The 15,367-nt window shown below is 67.0% G+C and carries 18 protein-coding genes; 17 read left to right on the top strand and 1 reads right to left on the bottom strand.

Going from position 1 to position 15,367, the window contains the following annotated elements; genetic code table 11:
• From ACNQR1_RS27415 to ACNQR1_RS27430, 4 genes are read left to right on the top strand one after another with little or no spacing between them, the layout of a single operon-like run.
• Positions 1-612: a TetR/AcrR family transcriptional regulator gene (locus tag ACNQR1_RS27415; protein WP_418048757.1), complete on the top strand. Its 612-nt coding sequence runs from the start codon at positions 1-3 to the stop codon at positions 610-612.
• A gap of 33 nt (positions 613-645) precedes the next feature.
• Entirely contained in the window at positions 646-1,890 is a 1,245-nt protein-coding gene (locus ACNQR1_RS27420; RefSeq protein ID WP_418048758.1) for an acyl-CoA dehydrogenase family protein, read from the top strand.
• Entirely contained in the window at positions 1,887-2,867 is a 981-nt protein-coding gene (locus tag ACNQR1_RS27425) for a phosphotransferase family protein (RefSeq protein WP_418048759.1), read from the top strand. Before ACNQR1_RS27420 ends, ACNQR1_RS27425 begins: the two co-directional genes overlap by 4 nt.
• Positions 2,864-3,220 (top strand): DUF6285 domain-containing protein, encoded by a 357-nt coding sequence (locus ACNQR1_RS27430; protein ID WP_418048760.1) that lies wholly within the window; start codon positions 2,864-2,866, stop codon positions 3,218-3,220. The genes ACNQR1_RS27425 and ACNQR1_RS27430 overlap by 4 nt, the downstream gene beginning before the upstream one ends.
• 5 nt (positions 3,221-3,225) lie before the next feature.
• Here ACNQR1_RS27430 and ACNQR1_RS27435 read toward each other — a convergent pair whose 3' ends face one another.
• Entirely contained in the window at positions 3,226-3,861 is a 636-nt protein-coding gene (locus ACNQR1_RS27435) for a class I SAM-dependent methyltransferase (RefSeq protein ID WP_418048761.1), read from the bottom strand.
• Positions 3,862-3,919: 58 nt separating this feature from the next.
• On the opposite strand from ACNQR1_RS27435, the gene ACNQR1_RS27440 reads away from it, so the two are divergent.
• From ACNQR1_RS27440 to ACNQR1_RS27500, 13 genes are all read left to right on the top strand, one after another.
• A complete protein-coding gene (locus tag ACNQR1_RS27440) occupies positions 3,920-4,309 on the top strand; it encodes a nuclear transport factor 2 family protein (protein ID WP_418048762.1) in 390 nt (129 codons plus the stop codon).
• Positions 4,310-4,334: 25 nt separating this feature from the next.
• Positions 4,335-4,850, top strand: a complete 516-nt coding sequence (locus ACNQR1_RS27445) for a YceI family protein (protein WP_418048763.1) — start codon at positions 4,335-4,337, stop codon at positions 4,848-4,850.
• Positions 4,851-4,914: 64 nt separating this feature from the next.
• Positions 4,915-5,313, top strand: coding sequence for a hypothetical protein (locus tag ACNQR1_RS27450; protein ID WP_418048764.1), 399 nt, complete (start codon positions 4,915-4,917; stop codon positions 5,311-5,313).
• Positions 5,314-5,486: 173 nt separating this feature from the next.
• The gene (locus ACNQR1_RS27455; RefSeq protein WP_003881436.1) at positions 5,487-5,855 is read left to right on the top strand and encodes an NADH-quinone oxidoreductase subunit A; all 369 of its coding nucleotides are present in this window, start codon (positions 5,487-5,489) and stop codon (positions 5,853-5,855) included.
• Positions 5,846-6,400, top strand: a complete 555-nt coding sequence (locus ACNQR1_RS27460) for a NuoB/complex I 20 kDa subunit family protein (protein WP_036388633.1) — start codon at positions 5,846-5,848, stop codon at positions 6,398-6,400. Before ACNQR1_RS27455 ends, ACNQR1_RS27460 begins: the two co-directional genes overlap by 10 nt.
• Complete coding sequence (locus ACNQR1_RS27465) at positions 6,397-7,089, top strand: NADH-quinone oxidoreductase subunit C (protein ID WP_418048765.1); 693 nt, start codon at positions 6,397-6,399, stop codon at positions 7,087-7,089. The genes ACNQR1_RS27460 and ACNQR1_RS27465 overlap by 4 nt, the downstream gene beginning before the upstream one ends.
• Entirely contained in the window at positions 7,089-8,393 is a 1,305-nt protein-coding gene (nuoD, locus tag ACNQR1_RS27470; RefSeq protein ID WP_418048766.1) for an NADH dehydrogenase (quinone) subunit D, read from the top strand. Before ACNQR1_RS27465 ends, nuoD begins: the two co-directional genes overlap by 1 nt.
• A gap of 61 nt (positions 8,394-8,454) precedes the next feature.
• Positions 8,455-9,183 (top strand): NADH-quinone oxidoreductase subunit NuoE, encoded by a 729-nt coding sequence (gene nuoE / locus ACNQR1_RS27475; RefSeq protein ID WP_418048767.1) that lies wholly within the window; start codon positions 8,455-8,457, stop codon positions 9,181-9,183.
• Positions 9,180-10,496, top strand: coding sequence for an NADH-quinone oxidoreductase subunit NuoF (gene nuoF, locus ACNQR1_RS27480; protein WP_418048768.1), 1,317 nt, complete (start codon positions 9,180-9,182; stop codon positions 10,494-10,496). The genes nuoE and nuoF overlap by 4 nt, the downstream gene beginning before the upstream one ends.
• 32 nt (positions 10,497-10,528) lie before the next feature.
• Complete coding sequence (locus tag ACNQR1_RS27485; RefSeq protein ID WP_418048769.1) at positions 10,529-12,916, top strand: NADH-quinone oxidoreductase subunit G; 2,388 nt, start codon at positions 10,529-10,531, stop codon at positions 12,914-12,916.
• Positions 12,913-14,136 (top strand): NADH-quinone oxidoreductase subunit NuoH, encoded by a 1,224-nt coding sequence (gene nuoH, locus ACNQR1_RS27490; protein ID WP_418048770.1) that lies wholly within the window; start codon positions 12,913-12,915, stop codon positions 14,134-14,136. The genes ACNQR1_RS27485 and nuoH overlap by 4 nt, the downstream gene beginning before the upstream one ends.
• Positions 14,129-14,653 carry an NADH-quinone oxidoreductase subunit NuoI gene (gene nuoI, locus ACNQR1_RS27495; RefSeq protein ID WP_418048771.1) on the top strand — a complete coding sequence of 175 codons (525 nt, stop codon included), beginning with the start codon at positions 14,129-14,131 and terminating at the stop codon, positions 14,651-14,653. Before nuoH ends, nuoI begins: the two co-directional genes overlap by 8 nt.
• Positions 14,650-15,363, top strand: a complete 714-nt coding sequence (locus ACNQR1_RS27500; protein ID WP_418048772.1) for an NADH-quinone oxidoreductase subunit J — start codon at positions 14,650-14,652, stop codon at positions 15,361-15,363. The genes nuoI and ACNQR1_RS27500 overlap by 4 nt, the downstream gene beginning before the upstream one ends.
• The last annotated feature ends 4 nt before the right edge of the window (positions 15,364-15,367 follow it).

Below are 15,367 nucleotides of genomic sequence, written 5' to 3' on the forward strand. Positions count from 1 at the left end.
ATGACCGCTGCCGAGCTGGGCACCAAGGGCCGCCAGACGCGGTCAGCCATCGAGCTGGCCGCGCGGAAGCTGTTTGCCGAACGCGGCTTTCACGGCACCACCCTGGCCGACATCACCTCGGCCGCGGGCAAGAGCCCGGCGGTGTTCTACCGGTATTTCTCCGACAAGGAGGATCTGCTGGCGGCACTGGCGGAATCGTTCCTCCACGACGTCGTCGAACCGTCAGGGCTGAACCTGCACCTGCCGGACTCCCCCGACGACACCGAGTTCTTCACCACGGTGGTCACCGGCTACTGGAACATCTTCAAACAGAACATCGGCATCATGATCGCGGTCGCCCAGCTGGCAGCCACCCAGCAACGATTCGCCGACGTACAGAACAAGTTCCGGCGGTTCGGCATCGACATCGTCATCGCCGCGGTGCACCACGCCCAGGGGCAGGGCCACGCGCAGGGCCTGCAGCCCGAACACGTCGGTGCGGCCATCGCCCTGCTGTTCGAGAACTTCACCACCGTCTTCGTCGGCCAGTCGGGGCTCGGGATCGAGATCGGTGATGCCGACGCCATCGCCACCCTGTCGACCATCTGGAAGAGAACCCTGTACGGCTTCTGACCCGGGCTTCTGACCCGAGAAAGAGAGATCATCGTGGATTTCGCTTTGCCCGAACATCTTTCAACTGTCCTTGCCGAGATGGACGAGTTCATCGAGGCGGAGATCAAGCCGCTTGAGCGCGAACACATGCAGTACTTCGACCAGCGTCGCGAATACGCCCGCACCGACTGGGAGAACGGTGGGGTGCCCGCGCGGGCCTGGGAGGACCTGCTCGACGAGATGCGCCGCCGTGCCGATGCCGCCGGTTGGCTGCGGTACGGGCTGCCCGCCCGGTTCGGCGGGCGCGACGGCAGCAACCTGGACATGGCCGTCATCCGGGAACACCTGGCGCACAAGGGCCTCGGGCTTCACAACGATCTGCAGGACGAGTCCTCGATCGTGGGCAATTTCCCGCAGGTGATCATGATGGACCGGTTCGGCACCGAGGCGCAGAAGGCTGACTGGGTCGAGGCGATGCTCACCGGCAAGCGTTCGATGGCGTTCGGTTTGACCGAACCCGACCACGGCTCGGATGCCACCTGGCTGGAGACCACCGCGACACCCGACGGAGATGGCTGGATCATCAACGGCCGCAAGCGATGGAACACCGGAGTGCACCGCGCCACGCACGATCTGATCTTCGCCCGGACCTCCGGCGAACCCGGGCAGGCCCGTGGGATCACCGCATTCCTGGTGCCCACCGACTCACCGGGATTCACCGTCCCGTTCTACTGGTGGACGTTCAACATGCCGACCGACCACGGTGAGGTGGAGTTGAACGACGTGCGGGTGCCCGCCGACGCGGTGCTCGGCGAGGTCGACCGCGGCCTGGAGGTCGGGCAGACGTTCCTGCACGAGAACCGGATTCGTCAGGCCGCCAGCAGCCTGGGCGCCGCGCAGTTCTGTATCGACCGCGCTGTGGACTACGCCAACCGGCGCATGGTGTTCGGCAAGCCGCTGGCGGTGAACCAGGCCGTGCAGTGGCCGTTGGTCGAACTGCAGACCGAGGCGCAGATGGTCAGGCTGCTCGTCCGGTATGCCGCGACGCAGTTGGACCAGAACCACCACATGGAGGTGTCCGACAAGGTGTCGATGGCCAACTACCGGGCCAACCGGCTGGTGTGTGAGGCCGCCGACCGGGCCATGCAGGTGCACGGCGGCATCGGCTACAGCCGTCACGAACCGTTCGAGCACATCTACCGCCACCACCGCCGCTACCGCATCACCGAGGGGGCCGAGGAGATTCAGATGCGCCGGGTGGCGCAGCGGCTGTTCGGGTTCGGCAAGGCCAAGCGGTGAACGGAGCCGACCTGCTCGCTCCGCGACTGGCCGACGTCCTCACACCGGTGCTGGGCAGCGGCGTCGCGGTGGAGAACCTGCGTGAGCTGACCGGCGGAGCCAGCCGCACCACGTGGTCCTTCGAGGCCGTCACGGACTCGGCTCGGCGCCCCCTCATCCTGCGCACCGGTGCGCCCGACGAGGTCCACGCCGGGATGGAACTGGAGGCCGGGGCACAGCGGGCGGCGGCCATGGCCGGGGCACCGGTCCCCCACGTGCTGGTCGCCGACGATTCCGTTGCCCCGCTGGGCGACCCCTTTCTGATCTGTGACTTCATCGGTGGCGAGACCATCGTTCGACGCATTCAACGCACACTCGACGATGCCGGCCGCACCCGGCTGCTCACCCAGTGTGCGCAGGCGCTGGCCGCAGTCCACCGGGCCACACCGCCCGCATCGCCCGGTCTCGTCGAGCAGGACCAGATGGCCCAGTGGCGCGAGCAGCTCGACGAGATGGGCGATACCACCGCCACTTTCGAGTGGGTGTTCCGCTGGCTGGCCGCCAACCGACCACCCGCGTCGCCGCTGCGGTTGGTGCACGGCGACTTCCGGATGGGCAATGTGATCGTCGACGACTCGGGCCTGGCAGCGGTACTGGACTGGGAGTTGGTGCACCTCGGCGAGGTGTACGAGGACCTGGCCTGGTTCTGTATCCGGGCCTGGCGGTTCGGTGCCCCGGCCGCCCTCGGTGCGGGCGGGCTGGGCAGCATCGAGAGCTTTCTGGACGCCTACGAGGAAGCCGGTGGCGCCACCCTGGACAGGTCCGCGATCCGCTGGTGGCTGGTGCTCGCCACGCTGCGCTGGGGCGTCATCTGCCGCTATCAGGCCGAACGTCATCTGAGCGGGCAGACCCCGTCGGTGGAACTGGCCACGATCGGCCGCCGCGTCTGCGAGACGGAGTGGGACCTGTTGTGTCTGCTGGACGGGAGCAGCTGGTGAGCAACCTGTACGGACGGCCGACGGCGGCCGAGCTCGTCGCCGCGGTCGCAGAATTCCTCGACACCGAGGTGCGCGACAGTGAGACGGTCGGGGCCCCGGTGAAATTCCAGGCCAGGGTCGCGGCCAACGCGCTACGCATGGTCGAACGCGAACTGCTGGCCTCTGAGCGCCCGGCGGCGGCCGGCGCCTCGTTCGCGGCCATGGCGGATCTCGGGTTCACCGACGAGGCCGCGCTGGCGGCGGCGATCCGGGCCGGAGAACTCGATGACCGGGCCGACGACGTCACCGCCTGCCTGCGCATGCTGGTCCGTCAGCGGCTTGCCGCCGCACATCCGGGCTACGACCAGCAGTGAACCGGTCAGAGCCTGCGGATCCGGGCCAGCCACGCCGGCTCGTCCACCCGGGCTCCGACCTGCTCGCCCAGGGCCTCGGCGTGGGCCGCGCCGACCACGCCGCGGTACGTCGTGGTGTCCAGGGCCTCCAGCTCCCAGCCCTCGGCAAATGCCTGGCGGATGACCTCGGCGCTGACCTGCGGCCCGAATCCGCGCCCCGCGTCGGACAGCGCCAGCACGTGCACCGTCGCACCGGGGCGGGCCGCTCGGTGCAGGCTGGCCACGTAGCGGGGCCGGTCGGCATCGTCAAAGACGTGGAACAACGCACTGTCGACGATGGTGTCGTACCGCGGGCCCTCCGACTCGCCGAGTCGGGTGGCATCGGCGACGGCGAAGTGGGCGTCGACACCCCGCTGCGCGGCGTTCTCACGCGCCTGGACGACGGCCTGTTCGGAGAAGTCGATGCCGAGCACGTCGTAACCGAGCCGGGTCAGCAGCATGGTGTGTTCACCGGCGCCGCAGCCGACATCGAGCACCTTGCCACCCAGAAGGCCGGTGCGTTCCAACTCGACGATGGCCGGTTGCGGCTCGCCGATGACCCACGGTGCGGTACGGGACTCGTAGGCTTCGTCGAACAGCGAATGTGTAGGCGTGGAGTTCATGATTCGAGTCTGAAACCTGAATAGCCGTTGAGGTCAAGCCCTACCCGAGGAGCCGATGATGTCCCCTGCCGAAGCCGAAGTCGCCGACGATGTCGCGCACCGACTGTTCGACGCGATCGAGCGCGGCGACAAGGCCGGCGTGGCCCGGCTGTGGGCCGACGATGTCACGGTGTGGCACACGGGCGACTCCAGGGACAACGACCGGACCCGCGCGCTGAAAGTCATCGACTGGTTCATCGACGCCACCCGTGAGCGCCGCTATGAGGTGCTGGACCGGCAGTTCTTCGACGGCGGTTTCGTGCAGCAACACGTGCTGCACGCCGGTGCCCGTGACGGCACATTGATCGCCCTGCGGGTGTGCATCGTGATCAGAGTGGGTACCGACGGTCTGATCCACCGCATCGACGAATACTTCGATCCGAAGGACATCGCGCCGTTGTTCACCTGAACCGAGCCGATGAAATGGAGGTGTCATGGCCACGACCAGCGACGTCCTGACTGCCAGCGCCGGAAACTGGACGCTGGCCCCGGACCGATCCCGGGTGACGTTCCGCAACAAGACGCTGTGGGGCCTGGCCACCGTCACCGGGCGGTTCACCGAGTTCACCGGCGAAGGCTCTGCCGGCGCCGGGGTGAACGGTCGGGTGGTGATCGCAGCGGCATCGGTGCAGACCGGGATCGGTAAGCGGGACAACCACCTGCGGTCCGCCGATTTCTTCGATGTCGAGGTTCATCCCGACATCACCGTGGAGGTGACCGGTTTGGAGCCGTCCGACGACAGGGTCCGGTTGACGACGGTCCTGACGGTTCGCGGAGTGTCGAAACCCGTCGAACTGCCGGTCGATGTGCAGGTCCTCGACGACGGCGCACTGAAGTTGTCGGGCCAGTGCGAGGTCCAACGAGACGACTTCGGCGTGTCGGGAGACCTGCTCGGGATGGTCGGTCCGACGACGGTGCTGTCGGGTGAACTTGTGTTCACCCGAGTTTGATGCCCCACAACAGAATTCGCTGAGTTGTCCGGCCTACGCCGCGATGCGCAGTAGCATCGGCATCATGGCCGGCCCCGCGCCGCTGCACATCCTGGTGTACAGCGACAATCCGCGCACCCGCGAACAGGTACGTCTCGCACTGGGCAAACGCGTGCATCCGGAACTGCCCGAGCTGGAGTACGTGGAGATCGCCACCGCGCCGATGGTGGTCTCGCGGATGGACGCCGGGGGCATCGACCTGGCCATCCTCGACGGTGAAGCCACCCCCGCCGGGGGCATGGGAGTGGCCAAACAACTCAAGGACGAAGTCGCCGATTGCCCGCCGATCCTGGTGCTGACCGGGCGGCCCGACGACGCCTGGCTGGCTAGCTGGTCACAGGCCGAGGCGGCGGTGCCACACCCGATCGATCCGATCCGGCTGGGCGATGCGGTGGTGTCGCTGTTGCGCACCCCGGTCCGGTAATTTCTCCGCGAATTGCCCTGTTGCCGTTGATTGTTCGCGGCACGGCTGTGGCCGCAGCGACACGCTGCCCCGATATGAAACGATACTAACCAAAATGTGTGGCACAGGCCGCAAACCTCGCTAGGCTGTGGGTTAGCTCACATCGACAGCCCACCGAGGGAGCGATAAGTGGCATGAATTTATATACGCCCATCCTGGTTCTCGGAGCGATCGCGGCCGCCTTCGCCGTGGTTTCCGTGGGGATCGCGCTCGTCATCGGCCCGCGCCGCTACAACCGGTCCAAACTCGAGGCCTACGAATGCGGGATCGAACCGATGCAGCCCGGGGCCGCCGGGGTGACCGGACAGCGCATGCCGATCCGCTACTACCTGACGGCGATGTTGTTCATCGTGTTCGACATCGAAATCGTCTTCCTCTACCCGTGGGCGGTGGCGTTCGACAGTCTCGGGTTGTTCGCGCTGGTGGAGATGTTGCTGTTCATGCTCACGGTATTCGTGGCGTACGCCTATGTCTGGCGGCGAGGGGGCCTGAATTGGGACTAGAGGAACGTCTGCCCGGTGGAATCCTGCTCTCGACGGTCGAGGCGGTCGCTGGCTATGTGCGTAAGGGGTCGCTGTGGCCCGCCACGTTCGGCCTTGCCTGCTGCGCCATCGAGATGATGTCGACTGCCGGACCGCGTTTCGACATCGCGCGGTTCGGCATGGAGCGCTTCTCCGCGACGCCGCGGCAGGCCGACCTGATGATCGTGGCGGGCCGGGTGAGCCAGAAGATGGCGCCGGTGCTGCGCCAGATCTACGACCAGATGGCCGAGCCGAAATGGGTCCTGGCCATGGGCGTTTGCGCCTCCTCGGGCGGGATGTTCAACAACTATGCGGTGGTCCAGGGTGTCGATCACGTGGTGCCCGTGGACATCTACCTGCCCGGCTGCCCACCGCGGCCGGAGATGCTGCTGCACGCAATTCTCAAGCTGCACGACAAGATTCAGCAGATGCCGCTCGGGGTGAACCGCGAAGAGGCCATCCGGGAAGCCGAACAGGCCGCACTCGCCGTCACCCCCACCATCGAACTCAAAGGTCTGCTGCGGTGAGCACGACGAACGGAAGCAGCGAGACCGGCCAGGGTTCCGAGGTGATCGGGACGCGCCGCGGCATGTTCGGCGCCTCGGGAACGGGCGACACGTCGGGGTACGGCCGGCTGGTGCGTTCGGTGGCGCTACCGGGCAGTTCTCCTCGGCCCTACGGCGGGTATTTCGACGAAGTGGTCGACCGTCTGGCCGAACTCCTCGGGGAGGAGCGCTATGCCGTCTCGATCGAGCGCGTGGTGGTTCACCGAGACGAGCTGACGCTGGAGGTCAGCCGGGTCCAATTACCCGCCGTGGCCAGCATCCTGCGCGACGATCCTCAGTTGCGGTTCGAGCTGTGCCTGGGCGTGAGCGGGGTCCACTACCCCGACGACACCGATCGCGAACTCCACGCGGTCTACCCGTTGATGTCGATCACCCACAACCGCCGGATCCGGCTGGAAGTCGCAGCGCCCGACGAAGATCCGCACATACCCTCGCTCTATTCGGTTTATCCCACCACCGACTGGCACGAACGCGAGACCTACGACTTCTTCGGCATCGTGTTCGACGGGCATCCGGCATTGACCCGGATCGAGATGCCCGACGACTGGGTCGGCCATCCCCAGCGCAAAGACTATCCGCTGGGCGGTGTTCCGGTCGAATACCACGGCGCGCAGATTCCGCCACCCGATCAGCGGAGGTCCTACAGCTGATGAGTACCGAATCCCCCGTCGTCGTGGTCGGCGGACAGGACTGGGACGACGTGGTGACCGCGGCCCGCGAGCACGCCGGCGAACGCATCGTGGTCAACATGGGTCCCCAGCATCCGTCGACGCACGGGGTGCTGCGACTGATCCTGGAGATCGAGGGTGAGATCATCACCGAAGCCCGTTGCGGCATCGGCTATCTGCACACCGGGATCGAGAAGAACCTGGAATACCGCAACTGGACCCAGGGCGTCACGTTCGTCACCCGCATGGACTATCTGTCGCCGTTCTTCAACGAGACGGCGTACTGCCTGGGTGTGGAGAAGCTGCTGGGCATCACCGACGACATTCCGCCACGCGCCAGTGTCGTGCGCGTGATGCTCATGGAGCTCAACCGGATCTCCTCCCATCTGGTGGCGTTGGCCACCGGCGGAATGGAACTCGGCGCGATGAGCGCGATGTTCTACGGATTCCGGGAACGCGAAGAGATCCTGCGGGTCTTCGAGTCGATCACCGGCCTGCGGATGAACCATGCCTACATCCGGCCGGGCGGGCTGGCCGCCGACCTGCCCGACGACGCGGTCGGCCAGGTGCGGGCGCTGCTCGATCTGCTGCCGAAACGCTTGCAAGACTTGGAGGATCTGCTCAACGAGAACTACATCTGGAAGGCCCGCACCGTCGGTGTCGGATACCTCGACCTGACCGGGTGCATCGCACTCGGGATCACCGGTCCGGTATTGCGGTCCACCGGGCTCCCCCACGATCTGCGCCGGGCACAACCGTATTGCGGTTACGAGGAATACGAATTCGACGTCATCACCGATGACCGCTGCGACTCCTATGGCCGGTACATCATCCGGGTCAAGGAAATGCGGGAGTCGTTGAAGATCGTCGAGCAGTGTGTGGACAAGCTGGACAAGCTCGGCCCCGGCCCGGTGATGATCACCGACAAGAAGCTGGCCTGGCCGGCCGACCTGAAGGTCGGGCCGGACGGGCTGGGCAACTCCCCCGAGCACATCGCCAAGATCATGGGCCACTCGATGGAGGGGCTGATCCATCACTTCAAGCTCGTCACCGAGGGCATCCGGGTACCGGCCGGGCAGGTGTACGTCGCGGTCGAGTCCCCGCGCGGGGAGCTGGGCGTGCACATGGTGTCCGACGGTGGCACCCGGCCCTACCGCGTGCATTACCGCGATCCCTCGTTCACGAATCTGCAGGCGGTGGCGGCGATGTGCGAGGGCGGCATGGTGGCTGACGCGATCGCCGCGGTGGCGTCGATTGATCCGGTCATGGGCGGTGTTGACCGCTGATGAGCGCTTGCGTGAAGAAGAAACAGACTGTGAGCGCTTGCGCGAAGAGGAGACAGCACGGATGACTGACGTATTCATTCAACTGGGGCAACGCCCCGATGAAGCGGGCCCGCCGATCAACGGGCCCGCGGCGTATCCAGACGAGGTGACGGCACGGCTCACTGCCGATGCCGAGCGGATCACCGCCCGCTATCCCGACGCCCGCTCCGCACTGCTGCCGCTGCTGCATCTGGTGCAGGCAGAGGACGGCTGCCTCACGCCCGCCGGAATCGGCTTCTGCGCAGCGTTTTTGGGCCTGACCGAGGCCGAGGTGACCGCGGTGGCGACGTTCTACTCGATGTACCGGCGCACCCCTACCGGCGACTATCTGGTCGGCGTGTGCACCAACACCTTGTGCGCGATCATGGGCGGCGACGCGATCCTGGATGCACTGCAGGACCATCTGGACCTCCACGCCGGCGAGACCACCCCCGACGGCCGGGTCACCCTCGAACACATCGAATGCAATGCGGCGTGCGACTACGCCCCGGTGGTGATGGTCAACTGGGAGTTCTACGACAACCAGACTCCGTCGTCGGCAAGGGATCTGGTGGACGGCTTACGCGGCGGAACGCCCCCGGCACCCACCCGCGGGGCGCCACTGTGCACCTTCCGGGAGACGGCTCGCACCTTGGCCGGTGTGACCGACCCCGATCCCTCGGGCGGCGCCCCCGGGGCGGCCACACTGGCCGGCCTGCGGGAAGCCCGGAAACGTGGAATGTCCACTCCCCAGGCAGGTCCGATCGCATGACCGCACTGACCCCGGTACTCAGCCGATTCTGGGACGAACCAGAACCGTGGACGTTGGACACTTACCGCCGCCACGACGGCTACCGCGGGTTGGAGCGGGCCCTGGCGATGGGGCCGGACGACGTGATCGCTCTGGTCAAGGACTCCGGGCTGCGTGGACGCGGCGGCGCCGGCTTCCCGACCGGAACGAAGTGGTCGTTCATCCCGCAGGGTGACGACGGGGCGGGCGCCAAGCCGCATTACCTCGTGGTCAACGCCGACGAGTCGGAACCCGGTACGTGCAAGGACATTCCCCTGATGTTGACCACCCCGCACTTCCTGATCGAGGGAGTGATCATCGCGGCCTATGCGATCCGGGCCCGGCACGCTTTCATCTACGTGCGCGGCGAGGTGGTACCGGTGCTGCGGCGCCTGCAGGCCGCCGTCGCCGAAGCCTACGCCTCCGGATACCTCGGCACCGAAATCCTCGGCTCGGGCTTCGATCTGGACCTGACCGTGCACGCCGGTGCAGGCGCCTACATCTGCGGCGAGGAGACCGCGCTGCTGGATTCCCTGGAGGGCCGGCGCGGCCAACCACGGCTGCGCCCACCGTTTCCCGCCGTCGCCGGTCTCTACGCGTGCCCGACCGTCGTCAACAATGTCGAGTCCATCGCCAGCGTCCCGGCCATTCTCGTCAACGGTGTGGACTGGTTCCGGTCGATGGGATCGGAGAAGTCCCCTGGGTTCACGTTGTATTCCCTGTCGGGGCATGTCAACCGGCCCGGCCAGTACGAAGCGCCGCTCGGCATCACGCTGCGCGAACTGCTCGACTACGCCGGGGGTGTTCGCGATGGGCACACCCTGAAGTTCTGGACCCCGGGCGGTTCGTCGACGCCCCTGCTGACGGCCGAACACATCGACGTGCCACTCGATTACGAGGGCATGGCCTCCGTCGGGTCCATGCTCGGCACGAAGGCGCTGCAGATCTTCGACGAGACCACCTGCGTGGTACGGGCCGTGCGCCGCTGGACGCAGTTCTATGCCCACGAGTCCTGCGGGAAGTGCACACCGTGCCGCGAGGGCACCTATTGGCTGGCCCAGATCTATGCCCGGCTGGAAACCGGCGCGGGCAGCCAGGCCGATATCGACAAGCTGCTCGACATCGCCGACGGGATCTTCGGAAAGTCGTTCTGCGCGTTGGGAGACGGTGCGGCCAGCCCGATCATGTCCTCGATCCAGCATTTCCGTGACGAGTATGTGGCACACCTGGACGGGGGCTGCCCGTTCGATCCGCATGCGTCGACGCTGATGGCGACCGAAGGGGCGGGTGCGTAGATGTTTCTCACCGCGAGGAAAGGGGGACGTGCATGACGCTGGCCGAGCCGACCAAGGACACCCCACCGGTGGAGATGGTGTCGCTGACCATCGACGGTGAACAGGTCAGTGTTCCCAAGGGCACGTTGGTGATCCGTGCCGCCGAGCTGATCGGAGTCCAGATCCCCAGGTTCTGCGACCACCCTCTGCTCGATCCGGTCGGGGCCTGCCGGCAGTGCCTCGTCGAGGTGGAGGGCCAGCGCAAACCGATGGCCTCGTGTACCACCACGGTCAGCCCGGACATGGTGGTGCACACCCAGTACAGCTCCGAAGCCGCCGACAAGGCGCAACGCGGAGTGATGGAGCTGCTGCTGATCAACCACCCGCTGGACTGCCCGATCTGCGACAAGGGCGGCGAATGCCCGCTTCAGAACCAGGCAATGTCCAACGGACGTCCGGAAACCCGGTTCGAGGATGTCAAACGGACCTTCCCGAAGCCCATCAACATCTCCGCGCAGGTACTACTGGACCGCGAACGGTGCGTGCTGTGTGCACGCTGCACCCGATTCTCCGCACAGATCGCAGGCGACCCGTTCATCGAGTTGCTCGAACGCGGTGCGCTGCAACAGGTCGGTATCGCTCCGGGCGAACCTTTCCAGTCGTACTTCTCCGGTAACACTGTGCAGATCTGCCCGGTGGGTGCCCTCACCGGCACGGCCTACCGGTTCCGGGCCCGGCCGTTCGACCTCGTCTCCAGCCCAAGCGTCTGTGAGCACTGCGCTTCGGGTTGCGCCCAGCGCACCGACCATCGACGCGGAAAAGTGCTGCGCCGCCTGGCCGGCGACGACCCCGAGGTCAACGAGGAGTGGAACTGCGACAAGGGCCGGTGGGCGTTCACCTACGCGACGGTCGGTGACCGGATCACCACGCCGTTGATCCGTGAAGACGGCGTGCTGCGGCCGGCTTCGTGGTCGGAGGCGCTGACGGTCGCGGGAGCGGAACTGCTGGCCGCGGGCACCAACACCGGCGTGCTGGTGGGTGGGCGCTCCACCGTGCAGGACGCCTACGCGTACTCGAAATTCGCTCGAATGGTGCTGGGTACCAACGACATCGACTTCCGTGCTCGCCCCCACTCCGGTGAGGAGGCAGATTTCCTCGCGGCACGTATCGCCGGGCAACCCATGACGCTGCGCTACGCGGAACTGGAAAAGGCGCCGACCGTGCTGCTCGTCGGGCTTGAGCCCGAAGAAGAGTCCCCCATCGTCTTCCTGAGGCTGCGCAAGGCCGCCCGCAAGAACGGCGTGCAGGTACTGGCGGTGGCACCGTTCGCGAGCCGTGGGCTGACCAAGATGGCAGGGACGCTGCTCCCGACGGTCCCCGGGACCGAGGCGGCCGCGTTGGATGTCCTGGAGACCGACGAGCGGCTGCGACGCCCGGGCGCGGTGATCCTGGTAGGTGAACGACTGGCCACCTCACCCGGTGCACTGTCGGCCGCGCTGCGGCTGGCCTCGACCACCGGCGCCCGGATCGCCTGGATCCCACGCCGGGCCGGTGAGCGTGGCGCTCTGGAGGCCGGTGCCCTGCCGAACCTGCTACCCGGCGGGCGTCCCGTCGATGACGCCGAGGCCCGGGACCAGACCGCCGCGGTGTGGAACACGTCCGATCTGCCTGACACGGCGGGCCGCGACACCGGCGCCATCCTGGCCGCGGCCGCCGACGGAAAGCTCTCCGCGCTCATCGTCGGCGGCGTCGAAGTCACCGATCTGCCCGACCCTGCCATGGCGTTGGCCGCGCTGCGCGCCACCCCGTTCGTGGTGAGCCTCGAACTGCGCGAGAGCGAGGTCACCGAGCTGGCCGACGTGGTCTTCCCCGTCGCGCCGGTGGTCGAGAAGGCCGGCGCATTCCTCGACTGGGAAGGCCGGAGCCGCCCGTTCAAGCCGGCGTTGCAGACCAACGCCATTCCCGACCTGCGGGTGCTGCACTACCTGGCCGACGAGATCGGCGTCGACCTCGGCCTCGGCGGACCCGAAGCCGCCGACAGCGAGCTGTCCCGGCTCGGTGCCTGGACCGGGCCCCGCCCCGCCGAACCGTCTGCAGTGCCCGCGCCGGCACCTGCCCCGCGCCCGGGGCAGGCCGTGCTGGCCAGTTGGCGCCTGCTGCTCGACGCCGGACGCCTGCAGGACGGCGAGCCCTACCTGGCGGGTACGGCGGTCAGCCCCGTGGTGCGCCTTTCCCCGGCCACGGCCACCGAACTCGGCGTGGCACCGGGAGATTCGGTGACGGTGAGCACCGACCACGGCTCTGTCACGCTGCCGTTGGCGGTCACCGAGATGCCTGACCGGGTGGTGTGGGCTCCCACCAACTCCCCCGGGTCGGCGATCCATCGCCAGCTCGGGGTGACCGCCGGGGCACTGGTGTCGATCGTGCGGGCCGGCTCATGACCTACCCCGACCCCACCCTGTTCGGCCACGACCCGTGGTGGCTGATCCTGGCCAAGGCGCTCGGAGTGTTCGTCTTCCTGCTCCTCACCGTGCTCTCCGCGATCCTGATCGAACGTAAGGTGTTGGGCCGCATGCAGCTGCGGCCGGGCCCCAATCGGGTGGGCCCGTGGGGCCTGCTGCAGTCGTTGGCCGACGGCGTGAAACTCGCGCTCAAGGAGGGCCTCACCCCCGCCGGCATCGACAGGCCCATCTACCTTCTGGCGCCGATCATCTCGGTCATCCCGGCGTTCATGGCGTTCGCGGTGATCCCGATGGGCGGTGAGGTCTCGGTGTTCGGTCACCGCACCGCACTGCAGTTGACCGACCTCCCCGTCGCGGTCCTCTACATCCTGGCCGTCACCTCCATCGGGGTGTACGGCATTGTGTTGGCCGGCTGGGCATCCGGGTCCACCTATCCCCTGCTGGGCGGCCTGCGATCGAGCGCCCAAGTGATCTCCTACGAGATCGCGATGGCCTTGTCGTTCGCCGCGGTGTTCCTCTACGCGGGCACCATGTCCACCTCCGGCATCGTGGCGGCCCAGGACCGCACCTGGTACGTCTTCCTGTTGCTGCCGTCGTTCGTGGTGTACGTGACCTCGATGGTGGGCGAGACCAACCGGGCGCCTTTCGATCTGCCCGAGGCCGAGGGCGAACTGGTGGGCGGATTCCACACCGAGTACTCGTCGCTGAAATTCGCCATGTTCATGCTCGCCGAGTACGTGAACATGACCACCGTCTCCGCACTGGCCACCACGATGTTCCTCGGCGGCTGGCATGCACCGTTCCCGTTCAACCTGATCGACGGCGCCAACAGCGGCTGGTGGCCGCTGCTGTGGTTCACCGCCAAGGTGTGGACGTTCATGTTCCTGTACTTCTGGCTCCGGGCCACCCTGCCCCGGTTGCGCTACGACCAGTTCATGGCATTGGGCTGGAAGGTGCTCATCCCGGTGTCGCTGGTCTGGATCATGGTCGTCGCGGTCACCCACAGCCTGCGCGAGCACGGTTACCACAACTGGGCCACCGGCCTGGTGACCACCGCAGTCGTGGTCGTCGCAGTGCTTGCCGTCGCGCTGTGGAAGGCACTGCGGGGCAGGACCGTTCAGCCAACACCGCAGCAGAGCGCCGGCGCCTATCCGGTGCCGCCGCTGCCGAATGCTGGAAAGGAGGCCATCGATGCCTAAGTTCCTCGATGCCCTGGCCGGATTCGCGGTCACCTTCGGCTCGATGTTCAAAAAGCCACTCACCGAGCAGTATCCGGAGAAACCCGGGCCGGTCGCGCCGCGCTATCACGGCCGCCATCAGCTCAACCGCTACCCCGACGGCCTGGAGAAGTGCATCGGCTGCGAGTTGTGCGCCTGGGCCTGCCCGGCCGACGCCATCTTCGTCGAAGGCGCCGACAACACCGACGCAGAACGGTTCTCACCCGGTGAGCGCTACGGCCGGGTCTACCAGATCAACTACCTGCGCTGCATCGGGTGCGGATTGTGCATCGAGGCCTGTCCGACCCGCGCCCTGACGATGACCAACCAGTACGAGATGGCCGACGACAACCGGGCGGACCTGATCTGGGGCAAGGACAAGCTGCTGGCGCCGCTGGAACCCGGCATGCAGGCGCCCCCGCATGACATGGCGCCAGGGAGCACCGACGACGACTACTACCTCGGCCGGATCAACCCCCTGACCGAGGACGCCCAGTGAGCCCCGAGGCGGTTCTGTTCTGGATCCTCGGGACGGTCGCGGTGCTCGGCGCCATCGGAGTGGTCGCCGCACCGAAAGCGGTGTACTCGGCGGTCTTCCTGGCCTGCACCATGATCTCGCTGGCAGTGCTCTACATCGCCCAGGACGCCCTGTTCCTCGGAGTGGTGCAGGTGGTGGTCTACACAGGCGCGGTGATGATGCTGTTCCTGTTCGTCCTGATGCTCATCGGTGTCGACCTGTCCGAATCGTTCGCCGAAACGCTACGTGGACAACGCCTTGCGGCGCTCGCCGCCGGCACCGGATTCGGCATTCTGCTGATCGCGGGGATGGGCAACGTTTCGGTGGCCGGCTTCACCGGGCTGGCGCAGGCCAACAGCGGCGGCAACGTGGAGGGGCTGGCAGCACTGATCTTCACCCGCTACCTGTGGGCGTTCGAATTGACCAGCACCCTGCTGATCACCGCGGCACTGGGCGCGATGGTGCTCGCGCACCGGGAACGCTTCGAGCGCCGCAAGACCCAGCGCGAACTGGCCGTCGAGCGGTTCCAGGCCGGAGGGCATCCGACTCCGCTCCCCAACCCCGGTGTCTATGCCCGTCACAACGCCGTCGATGTCCCGGCCCGGCTGCCCGACGGCTCCGACGCGGCGTTGTCGGTCAGCGCCATTCTGCCGCAGCGCACGATCAGCAACTCGGCGAACGGGGAGGGGTGATGCC

This window comes from Mycobacterium sp. 48b (assembly GCF_048282725.1).
In the GTDB taxonomy this organism is placed as follows: domain Bacteria; phylum Actinomycetota; class Actinomycetes; order Mycobacteriales; family Mycobacteriaceae; genus Mycobacterium.